The 24,768-nt window shown below is 66.0% G+C and carries 22 protein-coding genes; 10 read left to right on the plus strand and 12 right to left on the minus strand.

Translation table 11 applies throughout. The annotated features are described in order from the left end of the window. The 9 genes from ACVOLJ_RS12455 to ACVOLJ_RS12495 all read right to left on the minus strand — a co-directional run bounded on the left by ACVOLJ_RS12455 (position 1) and on the right by ACVOLJ_RS12495 (position 12,993). Positions 1-3,168: a discoidin domain-containing protein gene (locus ACVOLJ_RS12455; protein ID WP_481564249.1), complete on the minus strand. Its 3,168-nt coding sequence runs from the start codon at positions 3,166-3,168 to the stop codon at positions 1-3. Beyond that, positions 3,165-4,001, minus strand: a complete 837-nt coding sequence (locus ACVOLJ_RS12460; RefSeq protein WP_475281228.1) for a carbohydrate ABC transporter permease — start codon at positions 3,999-4,001, stop codon at positions 3,165-3,167. The genes ACVOLJ_RS12455 and ACVOLJ_RS12460 overlap by 4 nt, the downstream gene beginning before the upstream one ends. Then, positions 3,998-4,879 (minus strand): carbohydrate ABC transporter permease, encoded by an 882-nt coding sequence (locus tag ACVOLJ_RS12465; protein WP_475281229.1) that lies wholly within the window; start codon positions 4,877-4,879, stop codon positions 3,998-4,000. Before ACVOLJ_RS12465 ends, ACVOLJ_RS12460 begins: the two co-directional genes overlap by 4 nt. After that, on the minus strand, positions 4,876-6,252 hold the full coding sequence (locus tag ACVOLJ_RS12470; RefSeq protein ID WP_475281230.1) for a sugar ABC transporter substrate-binding protein: 1,377 nt from the start codon (positions 6,250-6,252) through the stop codon (positions 4,876-4,878). The genes ACVOLJ_RS12465 and ACVOLJ_RS12470 overlap by 4 nt, the downstream gene beginning before the upstream one ends. Further along, complete coding sequence (locus tag ACVOLJ_RS12475; RefSeq protein WP_475281231.1) at positions 6,221-7,825, minus strand: glucoamylase family protein; 1,605 nt, start codon at positions 7,823-7,825, stop codon at positions 6,221-6,223. The genes ACVOLJ_RS12470 and ACVOLJ_RS12475 overlap by 32 nt, the downstream gene beginning before the upstream one ends. A gap of 249 nt (positions 7,826-8,074) precedes the next feature. Then, positions 8,075-11,155, minus strand: a complete 3,081-nt coding sequence (locus ACVOLJ_RS12480; protein WP_475281232.1) for a TonB-dependent receptor — start codon at positions 11,153-11,155, stop codon at positions 8,075-8,077. Between the two features lie 80 nt (positions 11,156-11,235). Continuing rightward, complete coding sequence (locus tag ACVOLJ_RS12485; protein WP_475281233.1) at positions 11,236-12,258, minus strand: LacI family DNA-binding transcriptional regulator; 1,023 nt, start codon at positions 12,256-12,258, stop codon at positions 11,236-11,238. A 163-nt stretch (positions 12,259-12,421) separates the two neighbouring features. Next, a complete protein-coding gene (locus tag ACVOLJ_RS12490; protein WP_475281234.1) occupies positions 12,422-12,697 on the minus strand; it encodes a BolA family protein in 276 nt (91 codons plus the stop codon). Beyond that, positions 12,694-12,993 (minus strand): YciI family protein, encoded by a 300-nt coding sequence (locus ACVOLJ_RS12495; protein WP_475281261.1) that lies wholly within the window; start codon positions 12,991-12,993, stop codon positions 12,694-12,696. The genes ACVOLJ_RS12490 and ACVOLJ_RS12495 overlap by 4 nt, the downstream gene beginning before the upstream one ends. 374 nt (positions 12,994-13,367) lie before the next feature. Here ACVOLJ_RS12495 and ACVOLJ_RS12500 point away from each other — a divergent pair, with 374 nt between their 5' ends. The 4 genes from ACVOLJ_RS12500 (at position 13,368) to ACVOLJ_RS12515 (ending at position 17,331) form a co-directional block, all read left to right on the plus strand. Then, complete coding sequence (locus ACVOLJ_RS12500) at positions 13,368-14,273, plus strand: segregation and condensation protein A (protein ID WP_475281235.1); 906 nt, start codon at positions 13,368-13,370, stop codon at positions 14,271-14,273. A gap of 13 nt (positions 14,274-14,286) precedes the next feature. Then, positions 14,287-15,156: an SMC-Scp complex subunit ScpB gene (gene scpB / locus ACVOLJ_RS12505; protein ID WP_475281236.1), complete on the plus strand. Its 870-nt coding sequence runs from the start codon at positions 14,287-14,289 to the stop codon at positions 15,154-15,156. After that, positions 15,149-16,876, plus strand: coding sequence for a pseudouridine synthase (locus ACVOLJ_RS12510; protein ID WP_475281237.1), 1,728 nt, complete (start codon positions 15,149-15,151; stop codon positions 16,874-16,876). Before scpB ends, ACVOLJ_RS12510 begins: the two co-directional genes overlap by 8 nt. A 161-nt stretch (positions 16,877-17,037) precedes the next feature. Continuing rightward, positions 17,038-17,331, plus strand: a complete 294-nt coding sequence (locus ACVOLJ_RS12515) for a hypothetical protein (protein ID WP_475281238.1) — start codon at positions 17,038-17,040, stop codon at positions 17,329-17,331. On the opposite strand, the gene ACVOLJ_RS12520 is transcribed toward ACVOLJ_RS12515, so the two are convergent. The 3 genes from ACVOLJ_RS12520 to ACVOLJ_RS12530 form a co-directional block, all read right to left on the minus strand. Beyond that, positions 17,318-17,755, minus strand: a complete 438-nt coding sequence (locus tag ACVOLJ_RS12520; RefSeq protein WP_481564250.1) for a hypothetical protein — start codon at positions 17,753-17,755, stop codon at positions 17,318-17,320. The two genes, ACVOLJ_RS12515 and ACVOLJ_RS12520, sit on opposite strands and share 14 nt — an antisense overlap. A gap of 120 nt (positions 17,756-17,875) precedes the next feature. Next, the gene (locus ACVOLJ_RS12525; RefSeq protein ID WP_475281240.1) at positions 17,876-18,682 is read right to left on the minus strand and encodes an amidohydrolase; all 807 of its coding nucleotides are present in this window, start codon (positions 18,680-18,682) and stop codon (positions 17,876-17,878) included. Between the two features lie 14 nt (positions 18,683-18,696). Next, the gene (locus tag ACVOLJ_RS12530; RefSeq protein ID WP_475281241.1) at positions 18,697-19,845 is read right to left on the minus strand and encodes a pyridoxal phosphate-dependent aminotransferase; all 1,149 of its coding nucleotides are present in this window, start codon (positions 19,843-19,845) and stop codon (positions 18,697-18,699) included. A gap of 215 nt (positions 19,846-20,060) precedes the next feature. Between ACVOLJ_RS12530 and ccmA the strand changes: the two genes are divergently transcribed. From ccmA to ACVOLJ_RS12560, 6 genes are read left to right on the plus strand one after another with little or no spacing between them, the layout of a single operon-like run. Continuing rightward, positions 20,061-20,690 (plus strand): heme ABC exporter ATP-binding protein CcmA, encoded by a 630-nt coding sequence (gene ccmA, locus ACVOLJ_RS12535; protein WP_481564251.1) that lies wholly within the window; start codon positions 20,061-20,063, stop codon positions 20,688-20,690. Then, positions 20,687-21,382 (plus strand): heme exporter protein CcmB, encoded by a 696-nt coding sequence (gene ccmB / locus ACVOLJ_RS12540; protein ID WP_475281243.1) that lies wholly within the window; start codon positions 20,687-20,689, stop codon positions 21,380-21,382. Before ccmA ends, ccmB begins: the two co-directional genes overlap by 4 nt. 43 nt (positions 21,383-21,425) lie before the next feature. Beyond that, positions 21,426-22,202, plus strand: a complete 777-nt coding sequence (gene ccmC / locus ACVOLJ_RS12545; protein WP_475281244.1) for a heme ABC transporter permease CcmC — start codon at positions 21,426-21,428, stop codon at positions 22,200-22,202. Then, positions 22,199-22,384, plus strand: a complete 186-nt coding sequence (ccmD, locus tag ACVOLJ_RS12550) for a heme exporter protein CcmD (RefSeq protein ID WP_475281245.1) — start codon at positions 22,199-22,201, stop codon at positions 22,382-22,384. The genes ccmC and ccmD overlap by 4 nt, the downstream gene beginning before the upstream one ends. Next, the gene (ccmE, locus tag ACVOLJ_RS12555; protein WP_475281246.1) at positions 22,381-22,842 is read left to right on the plus strand and encodes a cytochrome c maturation protein CcmE; all 462 of its coding nucleotides are present in this window, start codon (positions 22,381-22,383) and stop codon (positions 22,840-22,842) included. The genes ccmD and ccmE overlap by 4 nt, the downstream gene beginning before the upstream one ends. Next, complete coding sequence (locus tag ACVOLJ_RS12560) at positions 22,843-24,762, plus strand: heme lyase CcmF/NrfE family subunit (RefSeq protein WP_475281247.1); 1,920 nt, start codon at positions 22,843-22,845, stop codon at positions 24,760-24,762. Positions 24,763-24,768: the final 6 nt, after the last annotated feature.

The raw sequence follows: 24,768 nt of genomic DNA on the forward strand, positions 1-24,768 counted from the left end.
TCACTGGCCCTTGCGTTCGGCGCGACGCACCGCACTTGGCACGTCGATCTCGACCCGTGCCGGCAGCTGGTGCACATGCAGTTCGTTGTTGACCCACTCCGCCGCTTCACCGTTCACCGATGCGTTGCCAGGTTCGCCGGCATACGGCCACGGCAACACCACGCCACCGGTGGGCGGCACCAGGCCCGGCTGCACCTCCAGAACCAGCTGCTTGTCACTGCGCTGCAGGCGGTAGTTGAGCTGACCCTGCGGCGTGCGCAGGCCCTTCACGGCGATGCCCTCGCCCTGCAGCCATGCCACCGGAATGCCTGCAGCGAGCACCAGCGCTTCATCCGCATCGCGGTTGTAGGCGAACATGTCCAGCGCCGAGCGCACGAAGTCCGATGCCACCCAGGCATGCGGCAGGTCGCCCACGAAGAACGGTTTGCGCGGGGTACGCGAGACGACTTCGGCCCACTGGTTCCAGGCCTTCGGTGCGCGATCCTTGAAGAAGAACTCGGTGGCCTGCCAGGCGCGGTCGCGCCAGCCCAGGCGCACGAAGGCGGCAACATTGCGCCACTCGTAGGGGGTGTAGTCCTTCCACTCGCGCTTGCCATCGCGGCGCGCAACGAATTCATTCCAGTAGCGCTGGAAGGTGGCGTCCAACGCCTCCTGCGGCAGCCTGCCCTGCTCGCCACCCGGCGCCAATGCGATGGTGGTCGACGTTGCGTCGAAGTCACCCAGCTCGGCGGAGCCTGGCAGGTAGTCGATACGATGCTGCTGCATCGCCGACAGCAGCGACGCCTGCAGGTCATCACGGAACTGGTCGCGGGATTCGCTGATCTGCATCGCCTCGACCTTACCCAGCTGCGCGGCCAGCTGCGCGGCATCCTTGTAGCCACGCAGCGCCCAGAAGTTGTCCCAGTACGAATGCATCGGCTTGGCCGAATAGCCCTCGTGGCTGATCGAGGCCGGCATCATTCCGTAGAAGGCCGGATTGCGCGCGCGGTTCTCGTCGGTGCGCTCGCTGGCGCGCAACTGCTCCATGTAGGTGTAGGCGCCGATGACGTGCGGCCACATCTGTTCGAGGAAGGCCGTGTCGCCGGTGTAGCGCCCGTACTCTGCGATGTTGTAGATCAGCTCGCCATGGCTGTCGTTCTCCGGCACCGGGTCACTGCCCCGGGCATCGACGCAGCACGGCACCTTGCCATTGTCGAACTGGAAGGGCGCATACCAGGTCACGTAGTCGCGCACCGCATCACTGCGGCCCATCCGCAACAGGCCCTCGGAAATCATCGCGCCATCGCGGATCCAGCTGCGTGCATACGAACGCGTGCCGGGCTGCAGGCGCGGGCCAACGCGCGAGATCAGCATGTGCGCCACGGCCGTACGCAGGGTTTCCACCAGCGGCTGGCCGGCAGCGGGCACCTGCAGGGTCACCGCGCCCAGCTTGTCGCGCCACAGCGCCGCGACCTGCGCCTGGGCCTTGGCCACATCCAGTGCCTGCGGTGCCCAACTGCCGGTCTGCGGCAGCACGATCGCCACCTCGCGACTCTGGCCCGGCTCAAGCTTGATCGTATACAGCAGCGCACCGGAAGCCATGCCGGTGGGGTCCTTCACCGCGGTGGTGGCGGGCAACTTCCCGCTGGCCAGGTGCATGGCGTCCAGCTTGCCGTCGAAGCTGCTGGCAAAGCGCGCGTCCGGCGCCTGCAACGGGTACAGCCGCGGTTCGCCATTGATGCGCACCAGCTGCTCGCCCACGTCCAGGCTGTCGATGCGGCTGAAGCCACCGACGGTGTTGAGGAACTGGGTCGGCGGATTGACCTGCCATGGCCGGATCGCCAGTGCCAGGGTGTATTCGTGCGCGACCTTGTCCGGATTGCTCAACCGGTAGCGCCCGATCAGCTGTGCGCGTTCGGGCGTGCCCTGCACGAAGCTGGTCACCGACAGGCCTGCTTTTTCGTGCACCCAGTCGACATTGGCGATCGGCAGGTAGCGATCCTGCAGCGACTGGGTGACGGCCACGTTCGACCAGTCCAGCAGCTTGCCGTCCAGGCGGATGAACGGCTCGACGCTGAAGCTGCCCTTGGCCGGCTCCAGCGCGCCGTCTTCGCTGATCAGCGCCTGTTCCTGCCCGCCATCCAGGCCCAGCAGGGTCCAGTACGGCTGCTCACCGACGTAGGCGCGCGGCAATGAACCGCGCGGCAGGTCAGCTGCCACCGCCGACAGGAAGGCATTGGGCGTGGCCGCGAAATCCAGCGGCTTCAAGGTGATGTCGCGAATGCCGTAGCGCCAGTTCGGTCCGCCCTGCAGGTCGAAACGCACATAGCGGGCGTCGGTATCAGGCATCGCCAGCCAGTCACGGCCACCGGCACCGGCGGTCACCTCGCGCACGGTGCGCCAGTCACGGCCATCTTCGGAAATGCGCACGGTATAGCGGGTCGCTTCCAGGCTGGGCAGCCAGTCGATCACCGCACCGCCGATCTCACGGCTCTTGTGCAGGTCCAGGCTGATGGTCTGCTGCTTGACGCCGCCGCTGACCCAGAACGTATCGGACTTGCCGTCGATCATGCGTTCCTGCAGCGCCGTGGCGGTATCGGCGATCACCGACGGCCGCAGCGGCGAGTCGTCCTGCGCAGGCAGGCCCTGCAGGGTCAGCTTGTCGAAGCAGACCGTGCCACGGCCACCGACCTTGCTGTAGATCGTGAACTCCATCGACGCGCTGCGCGCCATGTCCTTGTCGGGCGACGGCCCCCAGGCCTTGTCGATCTGCCGCCGGCGGTACTCCACCGGCGTCCACGCCTTGGGGAAGGCATAACCGGGGCGGTTGACCCACCACACGTTGTCGCCGCTGGCATCGATCAGCTTGACCTGCAGGTCATTGGCCGGCGAATCACCGCGCAGCTGGAAGCCGAAACGATAATTGGCCGGGTACTCGATGTTCAGCGCACGACGGATGCCGACATAACCGGAGACTTCATGGAAGTCGTAGTCCAGGCACAGCGCGCGGCCACCGCCGGCGCCGCTGACCGGGCGCAGCGAACCGCTGACCTGGTCGGACAGCACCAGCTTCCAGGCACCGATATCGTCGAAGTCATCCAGCACCTTCGGTGCGGGCAGCACCGGTGGGGCGGCGATCGCCAGGGAAGACCACAACAGGCCCAGTCCAACGGCGATCGCACGCTTCATCCCTTCACGCTCCCCAGCAACAATCCTTGGATGTAGTACCGCTGCAGCACCAGGAACAGCGCCAGCACCGGAACCACGGTGACCACCGCGCCGGCCATCATCATTTCCACGTCCATGATGTGTTCGCGCGAGAGGGTGGCCAGGGCCACCGGCAGAGTGTAGTGCTCCTGGTCGGTCAGCACGATCAACGGCCACATGAAATCGTTCCAGGCGCCCATGAAAGTGAAGATCGCCAGGGTCACCAGCACCGGCTTGAGCATCGGCAGCACGATCTGGAAGAAGATGCGCAGCTCCCCTGCCCCGTCGATGCGCGCCGCTTCCAGCAGCTCGTCGGGAATCGAGCGGGCGTACTGCCGCACCAGGAAGATGCCGAACACGCTGGCCAGCGCCGGCACGATCACGCCACCGAAGCTGTTGACCAGGCCCAGCTGCTTCATCAGCAGGAACAGCGGCAGCATCGCCACCTGCGCCGGGATCACCAGCGCGGCCATCAGCACCTGGAACAGGCGCTCGCGGCCGACGAAGTTCAACTTGGCGAACGCATAGCCGGCCATGGTGTTGAGCAGCAGCGAGCCCAGGGTGATGCCGACCGACACCAGCAGGCTGTTGGCGAAGTTGCCGCCCATGCCGGTGCGCGCGAACAGCTCATGGTAGTTGCGCGTGGTAATGCTCGAAGGCAGCAGCGGTGGCGGGAAATGGGTGGCCTCGCCCTGCGGCATGAACGACACCGACAGCATCCACAACAACGGCGCCAGGCTGACCAGGGCCAGCACCAGCAGGGCGCCATTGATCATCCACGGGTGCCAGCGCGACTGGCCGATTTCACGACTCATACCAACTGCCTCTTGCGGCCAAAGCGCAGCATCACGGTGGTCACCGCCAGGATGATCAGGAACAGCAGGAACGCCACCGCGGAGGCGCGTCCCAGGTTCCACCACTTGAAGCCTTCCTCGAACATGAAATACAGCACGCTGACAGTGCTCTGCAGTGGGTCGCCGCGGGTCATCACGTAGGGTTCGGCAAACAGCTGGAAGTAGCCCGAGACCGTGATCACGCCAACCACCAGCAGCACCGGGCCAAGCATCGGCAGGGTGATGTGCAGGAACTGCTTCCAGCGCGAGGCGCCATCGATGCGCGCGGCCTCGTACAGGTCATGCGGGATCGCCTGCAGGCCGGCCAGGAAGATCACCATGTTGTAGCCGAAGTTCTTCCACACCGCGAACAGCATGATGGTCGGCATCGCCCAGTTGGGGTCGCCCAGCCAGTCGATCGGGCTGATGCCCAGATGGCCCAGGCCATAGTTCACCAGGCCGTAGCTGGTGTGGAACAGGTAGCGCCAGATCACCGCCACCGCCACCAGGGTGGTCACCACCGGGGCGAACAGCGCGGTACGGAACAGGGCCTTGAAGCGCGCGGCCGGCGCATTGAGCAGCATCGCCGCCCCCAGCGATACGCCGATCGACAGCGGCACGCCGATCACCACGAAGTAGGTGGTGTTCCACAACGACTTCCAGAACATCGGGGTCTGCAGCAGGTCGACGTAGTTGCCGAGGCCGACGAAACGCAGGTTGCCGCCATCGGCCAGCGCGTACAGATCGAAATCGGTCACGCTCAGCGCCAATGCCGAGGCAACCGGCAGGCCGAAGAACATGCCCAGCACGATCAGCGAGGGGCCGGCGAAGATCCAGCCGGCAAGCGAGGAACGTTTCATTGCGGACTCCCGGCCGCGACCGCACTGGTCGTGCCCGATGGCGATGCACTGCGTTGCAGGCGTTGTTGTTCATGCATCCAGCGGCGCTTGGCCAGCACCTTGTCCACGCGCTGGTCCAGTTCTTCCACGGCCTTGTCCTGCGGCATGCCACCGCGCACCACCTTCTCGGTGACGATGCGCATTTCCTGCACGATGCGCTCCCACTCCAGAACCTTCGGGGTCGGCTTGACCCGCTCCAGCTGGTCGCGGAATGCAGCCGCCAGCGGGTCGTTGGCCAGTGCCGGCGCGTTCCAGGTGCTGCGGCGAGGCGGCAGGTCGCCGATGATCGAATGGAAGCGTGCCTGGATTTCCGGGCGCGACAGGAATTCGATCAACTTCCAGGAGGCTTCCTTCTGCTGCGACTTGCGGAAGATCACCAGGCTGGTGCCCCCGGCAATGCCTGCACCGGGGCCGTCCGGGCCCGGCAGCGCGGCGGTGCCCCACTGCCCTTCCAGTTCCTTCGGTTGCAGCTTCTTGAACTCGCGGATGTTCCAGGGCCCGGAGATGTAGAACACGTTGAAGCCACGGAAGAATTCGTCCCAGACGTTGGAGATCTGCGTCTCGGACATCTTCGGCGCCCAGCCCTGTTCGAACATGTTGGCGTAGAACCCCAGCGTGCGGCGGAAGCCGGGGCTGGAGAAATTGCCGCGCGTGTCATCATCGCGCAGCAGCGGATCGGGCTGCTGCAGCGCCAGCGACAACTGCTGCTCGAATTCGTTGATCGGCATCAGCACTGCATAGCGGTTCGGGCCCTGCATGCGCTTGATCGCGGCCATCTGCTCGTTCCATTCCGCCCAGGTCCGCGGCGGGTGGTCGAAGCCGGCCTTGGCCAGCAGGTCCTTGCGGTAGTAGATCAGGCGGGTATCGACGTACCACGGCACCCCGACCAGCTCGTTGTGGATCACGTTGGTATCCCAGATGCCCTGGAAGTAATCCTTGGGATCGACCACCTTCGAGCGCTGCACATAGGGCTGCAGGGGGGTCAGCGCATCCAGCTCGGCGAACTCAGGCACCCAGGTGTTGCCGAGCTGGCACACATCGGGCAGCCCGTCGGCGGCGAACGCGGTCAGCAGCTTCTCATGCGCGGCCGTCCACGGAATGTTCTGCACGTCCACCTTGATGCCGGGGTTTTCGGCCTCGAACTCGTGGATCAGCTCGCTGACAACTTCAGCTTCGCGCCCCATCGCCCAGAAGCGCACGGTGGTGGTGCCCTGCTCCGGGCGCGCGCAGCCGGCAATGGCCAGCGCGGCCAGTGCAGGCAGGGCCCAGCGTCGCAGGCGGTGTTTCCAGTCGTGCACCTTGTTACTTCCCCTGGCCGGTGTTGCGGTTGGCATTGTTCTTCTGTTCCTGCGCGGCGGCCGCGCGTGATTCGGCGATACCGACCGCGCGTGCTGCCGCGGCCTTTTCATCCTTCTGCAGTTCCAGCGGCTGGAACTGGCCTTCCGGTGCCAGCCAGCCACCGCTGAAACCGGCCCGTTCCAGGCCCTTGCGGATGTACGGGTTCTTCTTCATCACATCCCAGACGAAGTCGTTCCGGTAATTGGCGATCATGGTCAGGATCGGGCCCTGGTCGATGGCGATGTAGTCGCTGGCGACCCAGCCGCGATCAGGCACCACGCGCCCGGTCTTGATCGGGATGTCGTAGTTGAAGCTGGGGTTGAACGAATCCAAAAAGCCGTAGCTGGAATAGATGTAGTCGCCGTAGCGCTTGTGCATTTCCAGGGTCGCCGGAATCACTTCCTCGGGGGCGAACACCACCGAGGAGATCGCGGCGGTCGGCGCGATGGTGCCGTCGTCGAAGTTCTCGCGCAGGCCTGCACCGCGCGAAGAGTAGTGGCGGAACTGGCGCTGCTCGCCGCGGTATTCCTGGCTGGTGTTCTGCGGGCCGTCGCTGGCGGTCAGGCCCCATACGTTCTCGCCGTATTCCTTCCAGTTCATCGGATTGGCGATGGCGTACTCGCGCTGGGCCAGTGCAGCCGAGCGGCTGTTGAGGAAATAGGTGCTGCCACGCTCGCGCATGTACGCATCCTGGATGTCGCGGAAGTCGATCCAGACATGGCTGTACTGATGGCCGAACAGCGGGCCGAAGGACAGGTATTCCTGACCCTGGTACACGCCCCAGTCGTTGTCGTAGGTACGCGTCCACACCGTCCAGGCGTCCGGGCTGACCGGATGGCTGGGCGAGCCCAGGGCGAGGATGTAGACCATCATCGCCTCGTTGTAGCCCATCCAGTCATGATCGATGAAGCCGTTCTCGGGGAACCAGCCCATCGAGATCAGCGGCGCACGCTGCTGCAGCCACGGCCAGTCGACCTGCTTGTACAGCGTGTCGGCGATCTGCCGGATTTCCTTTTCGCGCGGGTCATCGCCGTCGTAGTAGGACTGTGCGAACAGCACGCCCATCATCAGCAGCGCGGTATCCACGCTGGACAGCTCGACCCAGCTGTCATAGCGACGGCCCTGCTGCATGTCCAGGAAGTGGTAGTAGAAACCCTTGTAACCGGCCTTGCCGGTACGCTGCGGGCCCATCGGCACATCGCGGAAGAACTTCAGCGTGGTCAGGGTGCGGTCGATGGCCTGGTTGCGGCTGACCCAGCCGTTCTCGATGCCGATCGGATAGGCGGTGAGCGCAAAGCCCACCGAAGCGATGCTGGCGAACGGCCGCGATGGGTAGCGATCCGGCGTGAGGCCGTTGATCTCGTTGGTGGTGTCCCAGAAGAACTGGAAGGTGCGGCGCTCGATGTCGTCAAACAGCGGCGGCAGCTCAGGCTTCATCGGCCGCGGCGGCGCATCGGCTTCGATCAGGATCACCGGTGGGCGCGGCTTGGCAGGCTCCTGCGGGGCCGGTTTGCAGGCGGCGATGGCCAGGGTCATCGCAGCGGCGGTCATCAGGTGGCGTGCCTGCATGGCGCGGTTCCTCCGGTGGGCTGATCGATCCAAGAGCATAACGTCCAATGACCTGAAATCGTTTACAAAGTGCGGCCTTAAAAAACCACGAAACCGTGGCTTGACACCGCGATCATTGCCCACGCCGCTGCCCCCTGGCCGGCAGCGGCGTGGGCAATGGACCGGCACGGGGCCGGCCATTGCCGTTTTCACGCGACCGATGCCGCCGGCAGAGCGGCGGCATCGGGATGCTGCGTCGAGCAGTTCCGCTTAGAAGCGGAAGCCCACCTCAGCCTTGACCTGGCGCGGGGTACCGATGATGTCGCCGGTCTCGTTGTAGCTGACCAGCAGCTTGCCGTCGCTCTTCACGTAGTTCAGCTTGGAGAAGTTGTCGAAGTTGAGCACGTTGATGATGTCGATACGGGCATACAGCTCGGTATCGCCGGCCAGCTTGAAGGTCTTGGTCGCCTGCAGATCCAGCGAGCGGTAGCCGAAGATCTTGCCGCCGAGCAGGAAGTGGCCGTTGCCCGAGGGAGTGCCGGCAGCCGGAGTCGGCATGCAGTTCGAATTGCCGGCCTGGGCGATGCAGGACCAGTCGTTGCCCGGGGTCGGCGTGGCCAGGGTCAGCTTGCCACCAAAGGTGATGCCCCAGAAGCCGTCATACGAACCGGTGACCACCAGGCGGTGGCGCGGTGCGCCGTTGGACTTGATGGTCGGGTACTCACCAATGGTGCCGCGATCGAACGAGTAGTGCTCGTTGATGTTGCGGTTGTGGCGGGCATTGGTCCAGGTGTAGGCGATCGAGGTGCCCCAGCCGCTTTCCTTGCTGTAGGGCTTCTGCGCCGACAGCAGGATCTGGGTGGAGCGGGTCTTGATGCCCTGCTGGCCAATGATCAGGCTGCCGAAGCCCGGGATGCTGCAGCCCCACGGCTGACCGTAGGTCGGCTCGTCAGCACCGCACAGCATCTGGTTGTCGAAGAAATTGCCGTTGTTGAAGCGGTTGCCCAGCGTGTAGGCGAAGCCGTCGTAGGTCAGCGTGCGTGAAATCGTGGCATCGGTCAGCCACTCGCCGATCTGGTTGCTCATGCCGAGGCTGAACTGGTCGGCGTACGGCACCTTCATATTGTTGTTCAGCAGATCGACTTCCATGCCTTCGTTGCTGGTGGAGCCCAGCAGCGCCTGCACGTTCTCGATGCCGTTCAGCAGGTTCGGGTTCCAGTCAAAGCACGGGGTCTGTCCGTACATGCAGCTGCCGGTGGCCGGGTTGCGGAAGAACACGGTCGGCTGCGGCAGTGCCAGCTTGGTGGTCTCCAGCGCCAGGTTGTCGAACAGGTCGCGGTCGTAGGACCGACCGGCGCCACCATGGAACACGTGCTGCTCATCGGCGTTGACGTCATACGAGAAGCCCAGGCGCGGCTGCCAGGCATTCTTGAAATTCTTGCGGTTGTGGCCGGTGCTGATGTAGTCGTTGACGTTCAAACCACTGAGCGCCAGCGTCTGCGCATAGGTCTGACCCGGAGGCGCATGCCTGTCCTGCGAGAACAGTGCGTTCACAACTTCCGGCGGGGTCACGAAATCGGTATACACCGGGTTCTTTTCGTAATCCCAGCGCAGGCCGATGTTCAGCTGCAGGTGGTCGTTGACCTGCCAGTCGTCCTGGATGAACAGGCCGATCTGCTTGACCTTGGCGCGCACTTCAGACTGCACGCCGGTGACGCCGGTGCTGGCCTTGGTGAACTGCGCTTTGTAAGGGGTACCGGATGCGAAGGCGGGGTTGTCGATGGTGTAGAAGAACTGCGGATTGATCTGCGCCGCGTCCGAAGCGTACAGATCGATCTGCTTGTACTTGGCGCCCATCTTGATGGTGTGGTCGCCGGCCCACTGCAGACCATCCAGGGTCAGGTTGTCTTCGATCGCCCAGCCCTTCTGGCCCTTCACCTGCGAGGCGAACGCATCGGCTGCGCCGATCTGGACGAGGGTCTTTTCCTGCGGGGAGTTCCGGTTCTTGTCACCGAAGTCCGGCGCGGTGTAGACGATACCGTTGCCGTAGGTCAGCGGCAGCGGATTATTGAACGCCTCTTCATGGGTGACCATCAGCTCGTTGTAGAACCGCTCGCCGCTGTGGTTCCAGCGCAGGGCGTAGCGGCGGTCGGTGTTGTCCACCACCTTGCCGTGCACCTTGGCGGTCTGGTCGCTGAACTGCTGCTGGGTTTCGTCGCGGTCCTGGAAGGTCAGTTCGATGCGATCGTTGTCGGTCGGTTCGAAGTCGATCTTGGCGAAGATCAGATCCTGCTGGAACGGCTGGCTGGCCGGGCCGAGACCCGCAGCGCCATCGGCGGGCAGATTGGCGGCCGCCGAGCTCACCGCGCCATCCGGTGCGATGGTCACCGGCAGGTCGAAGCGCTTGGCTTCATAGGTGACGAAGAAGTGGGCCTTGTCCTGGATGATCGGACCGCCCAGCGCGAAACCATACTCCTTCTCGGCCGATTCTTCCTTGCTCTTGCCCGGCTGGCGTTCGGCCGGGGTCATCGCGCGCATGCTGTCGTTGGTGTAACGGTAGAAGGTTTCACCCTTGAACTCGTTGGTACCGGACTTGGTGGCGGCGGTGATCGCAGCGCTGGACACCTGGCCATATTCGGCCTTGTAGTTGCCGGTGATGACCTTGTACTCACCGATGGCCAGCTGCGGGAACGGATTGCCAGCGCTGCCGGACTGGCCGGAGATGCCGCCGCCCTTGACGTAGCTCTTCTGGCCCACGCCGTCAATGTAGACGTTGGTGCCGTCGGAGTTGGTGGCACCGCCACGCAGCGAGGTGTTGCCCTTGGCATCGCGGGTGAAGATCATGCCCGGCACCGCGTCGGCGAACTCCAGGAAGTTGCGCGACACCTGCGGGGTGGTCTGGATCTGCTGCAGGCTGACGGTCTTGCCGACTTCGGAGGTGCGCACTTCCTGCAGCAGGGTCGGCGCGACGACGTTGACGGTGTCCAGGTTGGTGGCGGCGCTGGAGCCAGCGCCGCCGGCAGCAGCTTCGCTGAAGTTCAGCGTCGCGGTGGAGGCCACGGTGACGGTGACCTTCTGGCTCTGGCCGTTGGCGACCACGTTGTAGGTGCCCGGGTCCAGGCCCATCAGCGAGTAGCTGCCGTCGGCGCGCACGGTGCCGCGGCGCACGGTGCCGGTGGCCACGTTGGTGGCGGTGACTTCAGCGCCGGCCTGTGCGCCGGACACCTGGCCGCGCAGGCTGGCGTTGGCCGACTGCGCCATGACGTTCGGAGCAGCGGCCAGCATCAGGCAGCTGACCAGTGCGGTGCTCAGCAGCCGGCGTGCCGGCGTGCGGATAGTGGAATGCATCATCTACTCAATCTCCGGGTGGCGGTGGCCGCTTGCACGGCCCCTGCGATCAATCAAAAAAGAAAGAAGGAACGCCTCTGGCTTCAATGGCCGGATGGCGGAGTGGTGGAATCGCGAACAATCAGGCGCGGGACCAGGGTCTGTTTGTCCCCTGCCCCTTCCGTGGAGGTGCCGTCCATCAACTGCAACAAGCGCGACATCGCCCGATCGCCTAGTTCGGCGATGCTGACCTGCATGGTGGTCAGCGACGGGTGGACGAAACGTGCAAGCGGAATGTCATCGAAACCGGCCAGGGCGACGTCGGACGGGACATGGACACCTGCCTGCGCGAAGGCATACAGGCAACCCAGGGCCATCATGTCGTTGGCGGCGAATACGGCATCGGGCAGCGTGCCGGCTGCCAGCAACTCCTGACCGGCGCGATGGCCGGAAGCTTCGTCGAAATCACCGGGCAACTCGATTCCTTCGGCACCGCTGCCAAAAGCCGCCAGCGCATCACGGAAGCCGCGCAGGCGCTCACGCGCGTCGAAGTTGAGGTCCGGGCCAGAAATGAAGGCGATGCGGCGATGGCCGGCATCGAGCAGGTGGCGGGTCATCGCCATCGCCCCTGCATGGTCGTCGATGCTCAACACCGGATGGTCCTGGCCAGGCAGGTAGGTGTTGATCAGTACCGTCGGCAGGGCCTGCGGCAGGTTGTCGGTCAGGAAGCCGGGGCTCTCGGCATAGGGCGAGAGCACCAGCAGGCCGTCAACCCGGCCGCGCATGGCGCGCAGGGCCGCACCCTGTTGCTCCTGGTCACCGTGGTAGCTGGACACCAGCAGGTGCTGGCGCCGGCTGCGGGCGACATTGTCGATACCGCGCATCAGCTCGGAGAAGAATTCGCCGTACAGGTCGGGCAGCACCACGCCCACCGTATTGGTACGGCGGCTGCTCAGGCTGCGGGCGGCGGCGTGCGGGGTGTAACGCAGCCGGGCGGCCACCTCCAGCACAAGCTGGCGGACCGGTTCGGCGACATTTTCATGCCCGTTGAGCGCACGCGAAACGGTAGCCACAGAGACCTTGGCTTCACGGGCGACGTCTTTGATTGTTATGGCTGACTTGTTCACGAAGCCGCCCTCCACGGCTTGGATCTACCAGCAGTGGCGCGGAATGTAAGCGTTTCCATCTGCGCTTGTAAACAGTCCGTTAGACCAATGACCGCAAACGGACACGAAAATCTGTCCCTGGCGAGCCCCCGAAGGACCCGCCAGGACAGCGCGGGACAAGGGCTCAGCCGTTTTCTGACGGGGTGTGTGCGCGGATGGACAGCGCGTGGATATCGGTTTCCATCAAGGCGCCCAGTGCCGCGTAGACAGCACGGTGACGGGCCAACGGTGCCAGCCCGGCGAAGCGCTCGCTGACCACGTGCACGTTGAAATGGCCGCGGCCATCGCGCGCGCCGGCATGCCCGGCGTGACGATGGCTGTCGTCTTCGATCTCAAGCACGCTGGGGGCCAACGCTTGCTGCAGTGCGTCACGAATCTGTTCGATCCGTTGCGCGTTCACGGCAGCACCTTGCGGAACGGCCGCACCTGCACCCGCACGTAGACGCCGGCGGCGACATACGGGTCGGCATCCGCCCAGGCCTGGGCCTGTACCAGCGAGTCGAAGGCGGCAATCACCACCGAGCCGCTGAATCCAGCCGGGCCGGGATCTTCACTGTCGATCGCCGGGCACGGACCGGCCACCAACAGGCGGCCCTCGTCGCGCAGCGCGGTCAGCCGCGCCAGGTGTTCCGGTCGCGCCTGCAGGCGCTGCGCCAGTACGTCCTGGCCGTCATATCCTTCAATCACATACCACACCGGCGTTTCCTCGCTTGGCTTGCTGGAGTGCACCGATTCTAGCCAATCCCGGGTCCTGCCCGGCCGTGGCTGGACACTGGCGCGGCAAAGGCTTACCCTAGGGTCCATTGCACGTGGCTGGATGCAGCAGCCCGTCGGTTTTTGCGGCCAACGCAGCCCCCGACGACCGACCCGCTGCTTCAAACCGGACGACCCGACCGGGCCACGTAGACGACCTCCCGTAGCTCTGTCGCTGCCGTCTTCTGCGGCGCGTCCTGCTGTTTGATGTGTGGAACCGCGCCAAGCCTGGCGTGCCTGGTGTCCTGGCGATCCGTGGCAGTTGCCCGGCACGCCCGTTACCGCGACTGGTCCGTTGCAATCCTGATGTCCATTAGATGACTTCCGAACTCGCGCTCGACGCGAACCCGCCAACCCGGCCGCCCGCCCCCCAGCAGCAGGAAATGCCGCTGGCCGTGGTGCATGGGCAACCGGTCCTGCAGATCCCGCAGGACCTGTACATCCCGCCGGATGCGCTGGAAGTCATCCTGGACGCCTTTGAAGGCCCGCTGGACCTGCTGCTGTACCTGATCCGCCGGCAGAACCTGGACGTGCTGGACATCCCCGTGGCCGAGATCACCCGGCAGTACGTGGAGTACATCACCGTGATGCGCGAGCTGCGATTCGAGCTGGCCGCCGAGTACCTGGTGATGGCCGCCATCCTGGCCGAGGTGAAGTCGCGCATGCTGCTGCCGCGGCCGCCCAGCGTGGAGGGCGATGAAGCCGACCCGCGCGCGGAGCTGGTGCGACGGCTGCAGGAGTACGAGCGTTTCAAGCAGGCCGCCGAGGACATCGACGCCCTGCCCCGGCAGGACCGGGACACCAGCATCGCGCATGCCTTCATGCCCGAGCGCGCTGCAGTGAAGCTGCCGCCGCCGGTGGACCTGAAGGAAATGCTGATGGCACTGCACGACGTGCTCAAGCGCGCCGAGCTGTTCAGCGGCCACGCGATCAAGCGCGAGGCGTTGAGCGTGCGGCAGCGCATGGGGGAAGTGCTGGGCAGGCTGGAAGACGGCAGGTTCTATCGTTTTGAAAACCTGTTCACCGCTGAAGAAGGCAAGCTGGGCGTGCTGGTCACGTTCCTGGCAGTGCTGGAACTGGCCAAGGAACAGTTGCTTGACCTGGTCCAGGAAGAACCGCTGGCGCCGATCTACGTGAAGTCCCTGGCCGCCGGCAACACCAACGCCCCGCTGCAGTTCAGCAGCGAGTTCGACGACAACGACGCCGCCAATGAAAACGAGTGAGCGCTGACTGCCGATGGATCAAACGCTGATCAACCGCATTGTCGAGGGTGCCCTGCTGGCCTCCAGCCAGCCGCTCACCCTGGCCCAGTTGAAGGACCTGTTCCCGGAAGAGGAACCGGCGCCGCCGGGCAGCATCGAACGTGCGCTGGAGCGGTTGCGCGAGGCCTGCCAGGATCGTGGCGTGGAACTGATCGAGGTCGCCTCGGGCTTCCGCTACCAGGTAACCGCCGAGGTGCACGGCTGGATCAGCCGGCTGTGGACCGAACGCAAGACCCGCTATACCCGCGCTACCCTGGAAACACTGGCGCTGATTGCCTACCGGCAGCCGATCACCCGTGGCGAGATCGAACAGGTGCGCGGCGTGGCGGTCAGCAGCAACATCATCCAGGCCCTGGAAGAACGCGAGTGGATCCGCGTGGTTGGCCACCGCGACGTGCCGGGCAAGCCCGCGCTGTTCGGCACCACCAAGGGCTTCCTGGATTATTTTGGCCTCAAGCGCCTGGACGAACTGCCGCCGCTGTCCGAACTGAAGGACCTCGGCGAGCTGGAACCGCAGCTGGCCCTGGATCGCGACGCACCTCCGGTGGCCAGTGCCGCCGGCCCGGATGTGAGCGCCGACCCGGATGCCGCCGCGAATGACGACCCCGGCAATGCCGGCAACACCCCTGATTCTGCCGACGCAGTTGCTGCGGCGGCCGACGATGAGCAAGCACCTTCGCCCTCCGATGATGGGCACCCCGATTCCGCGCCGGGCGAGCGCGCGGTGACAGTGAACGAACGCGAAGACAACGCCGTCGCGAAGACGACCGTGGCTGTTGACCAAGCCGATTCCGAACCAGAGGCCGACCTCGAAACCGTCGGCCGGAGCAAAACTGATGAGTGACACCCCCCGCAAGCCCTCGTTGAACAAGCTTTCGCTCAAGCGCGAAGCCACCTCCGAGCAGTTCAAGCTGGAAGAACGCCTGCACAAGGTCCTGGCCCAGGCCGGCCTGGGCTCGCGCCGTGCGCTGGAACAGCGCATCGCCGAAGGCCTGGTCAAGGTCAATGGTGAAGTCGCGCAGACCGGCATGTCGGTCAAGAGCGGCGACAGGATCGAGCTCGACGGCCGTGGCTTCGTCGCCACCGCGCTGGCCGAGCCCTCGCGCGTGCTGGTCTACAACAAGCCGGAAGGCGAAGTGACCACCCGCGAAGATCCCGAAGGTCGCCCGACCGTTTTCGAATCGCTGCCGCCGCTGAAGGGCGCCCGCTGGATCGCGGTCGGCCGCCTGGACATCAACACCACCGGCCTGCTGCTGGCCACCACCGACGGTGAGCTGGCCAACGCCATGATGCACCCCTCGTTCGAGGTGGAGCGCGAATACGTGGTGCGCGTGCGTGCCCCGGAAGGCCAGGAAAAGGTGGAGGACGCCATCGTCGACCGCCTTACCCGTGGCGTCGCGCTGGAAGACGGCCCGGCCAAGTTCGACGAGATCGAACGCATCGGCGGCACCGATTCGCACGACTGGTTCCGCGTGGTGGTGAAGGAAGGCCGCAACCGCGAAGTCCGCCGCCTGTGGGAATCGCAGGGTTGCCAGGTCAGCCGCCTCAAGCGCACCCGCTACGGCAAGGTCAGCCTGCCGCGCGAACTGGCCCGCGGCCAGTCGGTCGAGCTGCCGGGCACCCAGGTCGAAGCGCTGCGCGCCCAGCTGAAGCTGGAAGAAGGCGCGCCGTCGGCACTGACCCTGCAGCCGGTGATCGGCCAGCGTCGCGCTGCCAAGACCACCGTGCGCGTGCGTGAAGGTGGCCGCGGCAATGCCTACGTCAACGGTCACAGCACCGCCGATGAAGGCCGCGAACTGCGTCGCTTCGACAACGTGCGCGAAGATCGCGGCCGTGGTCGCGGTGGCAAGGGTGGCGGTGGTTTCAAGGGTGGCCTGACGGTCACCGGTGAAGCTGCAGCCAAGCAGTCGCAGAAGCCGTTCAAGCAGCGTGCACCGCGCAACGACCGCGCGTTGCCGGACGGCAACCCGGCGGCGTTCCGCACCTGGTACGTGCCGGACGGTGTCAGCACCGGCCCGAGCGGCCATCGCAATGCCGGTCCGGGCGCTCGCGGCCCCGGCGCCCGTGGTCCGGGTGCAGGCGCAGGTGCAGGCGGCCAGGGCCGTCCGTATGGCAAGCCGAAGGGCCCGGGCGCAGGCGCCGGTGGCGGCCAAGGCCGAGGCGGCTTTGGTGGTGAAGGTCGTGGTGGCTTTGGCGGTGAAGGTCGTGGCGGCGCAGGCGGCCAGGGTCGTCCGGCCGGTGCCGGCAACCGCTCGCAGGGCCAGGGCAACAAGCACCCGTACGGTCACCCGGGCAACGCGCCGAGCTTCCCGTCCGACCACGCCAATCCGGGCTACAGCCCGTACGGCAATGCACGTCCGGCCGGCAACGCTCGTCCGGGTGGCAATGCCAATGCGCGTCCGGGTGGCAACCGAGGCCCCGGCGGCCCCGGCGGCAACCGTGGACCGGGCGGTCCCGGTGGCAACCGTGGTCCGGGCGGCCCGGGTGGCAACCGCGGCCCCGGTGGCCCCGGCGGCAATCGTGGACCGGGTGGCCCGCGTCGCAGCGGCCCGCGTGGCGGCTGATCGGCAGCGGCGCTGACATGAAAAACCCCGGCTCCGGCCGGGGTTTTTTGTTGCATCGTTTTCTAGGAATCCGTGCAAACACCGCGCACTGTGCGCCACTGCCGGAAACCGCGCCGCAACGCTGGCTATCGTGCGCGCTCTCCCCAACCAGGCAGATGCCGATGATCACCATCACCGCCGAACAGGCCCGCGCAAACGCTGACGCGGCAATTCGACCGATCGAGCAGTACTACAGCGATCTGGACAAATCGATCCAGGTCGGCTCGGAAAACGGCCGCCGTTACATCGTGTTCGGTTTCAGCCAGGCACTGGCCAGCGAGCGGCTCGTCGACGGTGTCGTGGAGCAGCTGCTGAAGAATCGCTTCCATGTCGAGCGGCTGCCCAGCGACGCCGAGCAGCACTTCATCCGCATCAGCTGGGACGGCAGCGAACCGGTCCGCCTCAACGACGGCTGATGGTGAACGCGGCACCGTCCACGCCCAGATCCCAGCCCTTGCCGGTACCGGACAGGGCCAGCGAGATATCGCCCTTGGTCATTATCTGCGCGTTGCTGGATTTCACCGCGCCGGCGTGCGCACCGACCGAAGCATAGGTGCCCAGCAGTTCACCCACGCTGCTGGCGCCGGTGAAACTGCCGCGGCCATCGGTGATCTTCGACTTGCCCACGGTCAGGCCGCCCCCCTTGAGCTGGATGCGCACCGGCATGCTGGCACCGTTGGTGCAGTGGATGGTGCCGGTGCCCGACGCGGTCTTGTAGATCAGCGACCAACCGGACAGGTTGTAGCGCAGCTGGCAATCCATGTTGCCAGCGGCCTGTGCGGCGGGGGCCAGGGCGGCGGCGGCAAGCGCCAGCAGCAGGGCAACATGTTTCTTGTTCATCGGCAGGACTTCCACTTCGGTCGGACTGCCGGCGAATCTAGCAGCGCGCACGTGCACGTTGGATGCAGGCGCGCGCGATGATGCGGACAGCGTTCAGGCATCCGCCAAGGCCCTGCCCTGTCAGGCCTGCACGTCCAGGTGGAAGGCATCGGCATCGAGCATCGCCGGGAAGCGTGCACGATGCGCGGCCAGCGCTTCGGCGGAGATGGTGGTGGTCACCACCTGCTCGCGCTCGCGGATCTCCACCTGCGGCTGGCCGAGGAAATCGATCACCGCGCTGTCGCCGGCGTAGTGCAACTGGTTGCCGTCCACGCCGACGCGGTTGACGGCTGCGACGAAGCACAGGTTTTCGATCGCCCGCGCGCGCAGCAGGGTCTTCCACGCATACGCGCGCGCCGACGGCCAGTTGGCCACGAAGATCTGCAGATCGAAGTCCAGCTGCTCGGCACGCTCGACGTTGTAGCGGTTGCGGCAGAACACCGGGAAACGCAGGTCGTAGCAGACCTGCGGATTGATCCGCCAGCCCTTCCATTCCACGCACAGGCGGTCACGGCCCGCGGCATAGCGCTCGTGCTCGCCGCCATAACGGAACAGGTGGCGCTTGTCGTAGTACTGCAGGCCGCCATCGGGGGTGGCAAACAGCAGGCGGTTGTACACGCCTTCGCCATCGCGCAGCTGCACGCTGCCGATCACGGCCGCATCCATGACCCGGGCCTGCTCGCGCACCCAGGCCACGGTCGGGCCATCCATGCCTTCGGCGTGGGCGATGGCTTCATTGGAAAAGCCGCTGGTGAAGGTCTCCGGCAGGATCACCAGGTCGGTGGTTCCGGCCAGCGGCGCCAGCAACGCACCGTAGTAGGCGCGGTTGCCGGCCGGGTCGTGCCAGCGGGTGTCGCCTTGCACGAGGGAAATGCGCAGGTCCTGCATCGTCATTGCTCCACTTACAGCAGGCGCAGGCGTTCGATCGCCGCGTCCATGGTCGCTTCGTTCTTGGCAAAGCACAGGCGTACCAGACGCTGGCCGGCCGGCGGGTTTTCGTAGAACGGCGACAGCGGGATGGCGGTGACGCCCTTCTCGATGGTCAGCCACTTCACGAACTCGTGGTCCGGCAGATCGCTGATGGCCGAGTAGTCGACCAGCTGGAAGTAGCCGCCCGGGACCGGCAGCGCTTTCAGGCGGGTGCCGGCCAGCTGCTCGCGGAAACGGTCACGCTTGGCCTGGTAGAACGCGCCCAGTTCCAGATGGTGCTGCGGTTCGTCGCGGATCATCGCTGCGAATCCATACTGGGCCGGGCCAAAGCTGGTGAAGGTGTTGTACTGGTGCACCTTGCGGAATTCGGCGGTCAGCAGCGGCGGCGCCACCGCATAGCCGATCTTCCAGCCGGTGCAGTGGTAGGTCTTGCCGAAGCTGGAGATGACGAAGGTGCGCTCGCGCAGTTCCGGGTAGCGCAGCGCCGATTCGTGGCGGCGGCCGTCATAGATGATGTGCTCGTACACTTCATCGGAGATCAGGTAGATCTGCGTGCCGCGCAGCACATCGGCCAGCGCCTGCATGTCGGCCTCATCCAGCATCGCGCCGGACGGGTTGTGCGGGGTGTTGACCATCAGCATGCGGGTGCGCGGGGTGATCGCCGCACGCACACGGTCCCAGTCCACCGCGAAGGTCTGCGGGTCCAGCGGCACGTGCACGGCGGTGGCGCCGGCCAGCTCGATGGCCGGCTCATAGCAGTCGTAGGCCGGGTCGAGCACGATCACTTCCTCGCCGGCACGCACCACCGCGTGGATGGCGTTGAAGATCGCCTCGGTGGCACCGCTGGTGACGGTGATTTCGGTATCCGGGTCGATCTGCGCGCCGTACAGGTCCAGCGACTTCTGCGCGATGGCCTGGCGCAGCGGCGCCACGCCGGTCATTGGCGGGTACTGGTTCAGCCCGGCCGCCATGGCCTTGCCGGTTTCATCGATCAGCCGCTGCGGCGCGGAGAAATCCGGGAAACCCTGGCCGAGGTTGACCGCGCCGTGTTCGGCGGCGAGCTGGGACATCACGGTGAAGATCGTGGTTCCGACCTTGGGCAGCTTGGTGGTGGGTTGCATCGGCCTGGGATGTGGGGGAACAAGGGCTGGAAGTGTACGAAATCCGGGCCCGGCCTGCGCCGACGACGGTAGCGCCGGGTCATGCCCGGCGGCTGTTTGCATATGCCATGCCACCAGCATGCCGCGCGTCGCGCTCGCCGGGCATGGCCCGGCGCTACCGGGTCGGATTCACCGCTACAATTGGCACCGCACTCCTGCATGAAGATGCCCCCGCCTTGAACACCCCTGCATTGCTGGCTGCCAGCGGCCTGAGTTTTTCCCGCAATGACGAGCCCGTGTTCGGTCCGCTGGCGTTCCGCGTGGACGCCGGCGAGGCGCTGCTGGTGCAGGGTGGCAACGGTGCAGGCAAGACCACCCTACTGCGGGTGCTGGCAGGGCTGGCACGCCCGGGCGCAGGACAGGTGCTGATCGATGGCAAACCGGCCAGCAACGCCGAACGTGCGCGCTACGTCGCCTACCTCAGCCACCTGCCTGCGCTGAAGCCGGACCTGGACACACTGGAAAATCTGCATTTCCTGTGCGGGCTGCATGGCCGCCGCGCGCGCCAGATGCCAGGCAATGCGCTGGCCATCGTCGGCCTGGCCGGCTACGAGGACACGCTGGTGCGGCACCTGTCCGCCGGACAGAAACGGCGCCTGGCACTGGCCCGCATCTGGCTGTCGCCCGCCCCGCTGTGGCTGCTCGATGAGCCCTACGCCAACCTCGATCTTGAAGGCATCAACCTGGTCAACCGGATGATTTCCGCTCACCTCCGCAGCGGTGGCGCTGCTCTGGTCACCACCCACGGCGCGTATGCCGCGCCGCCGGTGCGTACCCGCCAGCTCGACCTGGGCGGTGAGGCATGATCGCGCCCGGCACCGAACCCGGCCTGTGGCAGACCGCGCGCGCCCTGTTCACCCGCGACCTGCGCCTGCTCTGGCGCCGCCGTGGCGATGCATTGCAGCCGGTGCTGTTCGCCTTGCTGGTGGTGGTGCTGTTCGCCCTCGCCCAAGGCCGTGACCCGCAACCGCTGGCGGCCACTGCCGGTGCGGTGGTCTGGCTGGCGGTGCTGTTGGCCGGGCAGCTGGCGCTGGATTCGCTGTTCCGTTCCGATGCCGAGGACGGATCGCTGGAACAATGGCTGCTGGCGCCGGTACCGCTGGCGTGGCTGGTGCTGGTGCGGGTGCTGCTGCACTGGCTCACCACCGCCCTGCCACTGATCGTGGTGAGCCCGCTGCTGGCGGAAATGCTGCATCTGCCGCATGACCAACTGCCGATGTTGCTGGCATCGTTGCTGCTGGGAACCCCGTTGTTGAGCCTGATTGGTGGTGTTGTTGCCGCACTGACCGTGGGCATCCGGCGCTCTGGTATTCTCGTTGCGTTGCTGTCGTTGCCGTTGTACGTACCGGTGCTGGTGTTCGGTGCAGGCAGCCTGGCCGCAGCCAGCCGCGGGCAGGACCCGATCGGCGCGCTGCTGATGCTGGGCGCTGGACTGGTGATCGCCCTGGTACTTGCGCCGCTGGCCACCGCCGCTGCCATTCGTATTTCTCTGAGTTGACCGAGCTGAGAGCCAATCCACCCCTGCTGGATAGCCACCACGCATGAATCCGATTGTCCGCTGGTTCCACCAACTCGGCTCACCGCCCACCTTCGATCGTTTCGCTGCGCGCTGGTCGCGCGTGTTCTACATCGCCGCGCTGCCGGTGCTGCTGATCGGCCTCTGGCAGGGCCTGTTCGTGGCGCCGCCGGAACAGAACCAGCACGATGCCTTCCGCATCATCTACATCCACGTGCCCAGTGCCTGGATGAGCCTGTTCGTGTTCGCGCTGATGGCGCTGTACTCGGCCATCGCGCTGGTCTGGCGGATCAAGATCTGCGAGATCCTGGCGATGGCCTGCGCGCCGATGGGGGCCGGCTTTACCCTGATCACGCTGCTGACCGGCAGCATCTGGGGCAAGGGCACCTGGGGCACCTGGTGGGACTGGGACCCGCGCATGACCAGCGAACTGATCCTGCTGTTCCTGTACCTGGGCGTGATCGGGCTCTACCACGCCATCGAGGACCGCCGGAGCGCCGCGCGCGCGGCCGGCCTGCTGGCCATCATCGGCGTGGGCCTGCTGCCGGTGATCCGCTATTCGGTGGACTGGTGGGGCGCGTTGCACCAGCGCCAGTCGATCAACGTATTCGGTGACAACGCGGTGCGGCCGGAACTGATCGCACCGCTGTGGTGGATGGTGGTCGCCACCAAGCTGTGGTTCGTCGGTTCGCTGCTGGCCAAGGCGCGTGCGGACAATCTCCTGCGCGAGTCCGGCAAGGCCTGGGTGGGCGAACGGTTTGGCGCACCGGATGTGCAACACGAACGGGAGCCACTGCGATGACCCATCTTCCCTTCATCATCGCCGCCTTCGCGGTGTTCCTGCTGGTGCTGGCCTGTGATGCACTGGGCTCATGGCTGCGGCTGCGGCATGCGCGGCGCCAGGCACTGCGCCGGCAACAGCGCCTGCAGGCCCGCAGCAACGCGTCGGCGCCGGCAGCGCTGGCCGGCGAGCTCAGCCGATGACGCCGGTCCAGCGACGCCGCATGATCTGGGTGCTGCTGCTGTTGCTGGCCTCCGGGCTGGCGACCACGCTGGTGGCCTTCGCCCTGCAGCGCAATATTGCCTATCTGTACACGCCTTCGGAAATCCTGCGCGGCGACGTCGACGCACAATCACGCTTCCGCCTGGGTGGCATGGTGGTGAAGGGCTCCTTCAACCGCCCCGAGGGTTCGCTGGATGCACACTTCGTGGTCACCGACGGTGACGCCACCTTGCCGGTAACCACCTCGCGCATCCTGCCGGACATGTTCCGCGAGGGCACTGCCGTGGTCGCCAGCGGACGCCTGCTCGATGGCGTCTTCGTTGCCGACGAAGTACTGGCCAAGCACGATGAAAACTACGTGCCCAAGGAAGTGGCCGACAAGATGGGCGATGCCCATCGCAAGCATGACGTGCCGGTCACGGCGCCCGAGGTGCGTTGAGTGCTGCCTGAACTTGGACAGATCCTGCTGGTGTGTGCGTTGCTGGCCTCGCTGTTGCAGGCTGCCCTGCCACTGGCCGGGGCGCAACGCGGCAATACGGCCTGGATGGCGGTGGCACGCCCGGCCGCCTTCGCACAGCTGGCATTGCTGGCAGGTGCCTTCGCGGTCCTGACGGCAAACTTCGTGCAACAGGATTTCTCGGTGCGCTACGTGGCCGAGAACTCCAACTCGCTGCTGCCGCTGATCTACCGCTACCCGGCCGTGTGGGGCGCGCACGAGGGTTCGCTGCTGATGTGGGCGCTGGTGCTGGCGCTGTGGACCGGCGCGGTCGCCCTGTTCTCGCGGCATCTGCCCGCGCCGGTACAGGCGCGGGTGCTGGCGGTGATGGGCATTGTCAGCGTCGGCTTCCTTGCGTTCCTGATCTTTACGTCCAATCCGTTCCTGCGCCTGGACAGCGTGCCGCTGGAAGGCCGCGACCTCAATCCGCTGCTGCAGGACCCAGGGCTGATCATCCACCCGCCGATGCTCTATTTCGGCTACGTCGGTTTCGCGGTGCCGTTTGCGTTCGCCGTGGCTGCCCTGCTTGAAGGGCGCGTGGATGCGCGTTGGCAGCGCTGGACGCGCCCCTGGACGAACGTGGCATGGGGCTTCCTGACCCTGGGCATCGCACTGGGCAGCTGGTGGGCCTACTACGAACTGGGCTGGGGCGGCTGGTGGTTCTGGGATCCGGTGGAGAACGCCAGTTTCATGCCCTGGCTGGTGGGCGCGGCGCTGATCCACTCGCAGGCGGTCACTGAAAAGCGCGGCACCTTCGGCAGCTGGACCCTGCTGCTGGCGATCGCCGCATTCGCGCTGTCGCTGCTGGGCACCTTCCTGGTGCGCTCCGGGGTGCTGACCAGCGTGCATTCGTTCGCCGCCGATCCGTCGCGCGGGCTGTTCATCCTGGTGTTCCTGACGGTGCTGGTGGGCGGAAGCCTCCTGCTGTATGCGCTGCGCGCGCCGCGGCTGGCGGTGGACGCCGGCGATCCGCGCCGTGGTTTCGTGGCCACCTCGCGCGAGACCCTGCTGCTGGCCAACAACCTGCTGCTGGCCAGCGCCTGTGCAATGGTGCTGCTGGGCACGCTGTACCCGCTGCTGGCCGATGCGCTGTCGCTGGGCAAGATCTCGGTCGGCCCGCCCTACTTCGGCAGCCTGTTCCTGCTGCTGATGGCGCCGATGGTGCTGCTGCTGCCGTTTGGGCCGCTGGTGAAGTGGCAGCGCGACCAGCCCTCGCGTGCGCTGGCGCTGCTGCTGCCGTGGCTGGGGCTCGCCCTGCTGTTCGGTGCGTGGGCCTGGTGGCAGGCACCGCAGAACGGCTGGAAGGCCGGCATCGGCGTGGCCGCGGCGGCCTGGGTGTTCCTCGGCACGGCGCGTTTCGTCTGGCAGCGCCTGCGCGGCAATGGCCGCTTCACGGCCGAGATGCTGGGCATGATCATCGCCCATGCAGGTGTTGCGGTATTCCTGGCCGGCGCACTGCTGGTGGAAGCCCTGAACGTGCAGCGTGAAGTGGCACTGTCGCCGGGCCAGCAGGTCGTGGTGGGCCGGCATGAAGTGCGCTTTGAAGGCGTGGACCATCGCGAAGGCCCCAACTTCATCGCCGATCGCGGCCATCTGCGCGTACTGCGCGACGGTCGTGAACTGGCCCTGCTGCATCCGGAGAAACGCCAGTACGCCAGCGGCGGCCAGGTAATGACCGAGGCCGGCATCGATGCACGCATCGGCGGCGATGTCTACGTGGCATTGGGCGAGCCGCTGGGCAACAATGCGTGGGCGGTACGGGTGCATATCAAGCCCTTCGTGCGCTGGATCTGGCTGGGCGCGCTGCTGATGGCGCTGGGCGGATTCATCACCGCCGCAGATCGCCGCTTTCGTCGTCCGTAGGAGTTG

The organism is Stenotrophomonas sp. STEN046, from assembly GCF_056759755.1.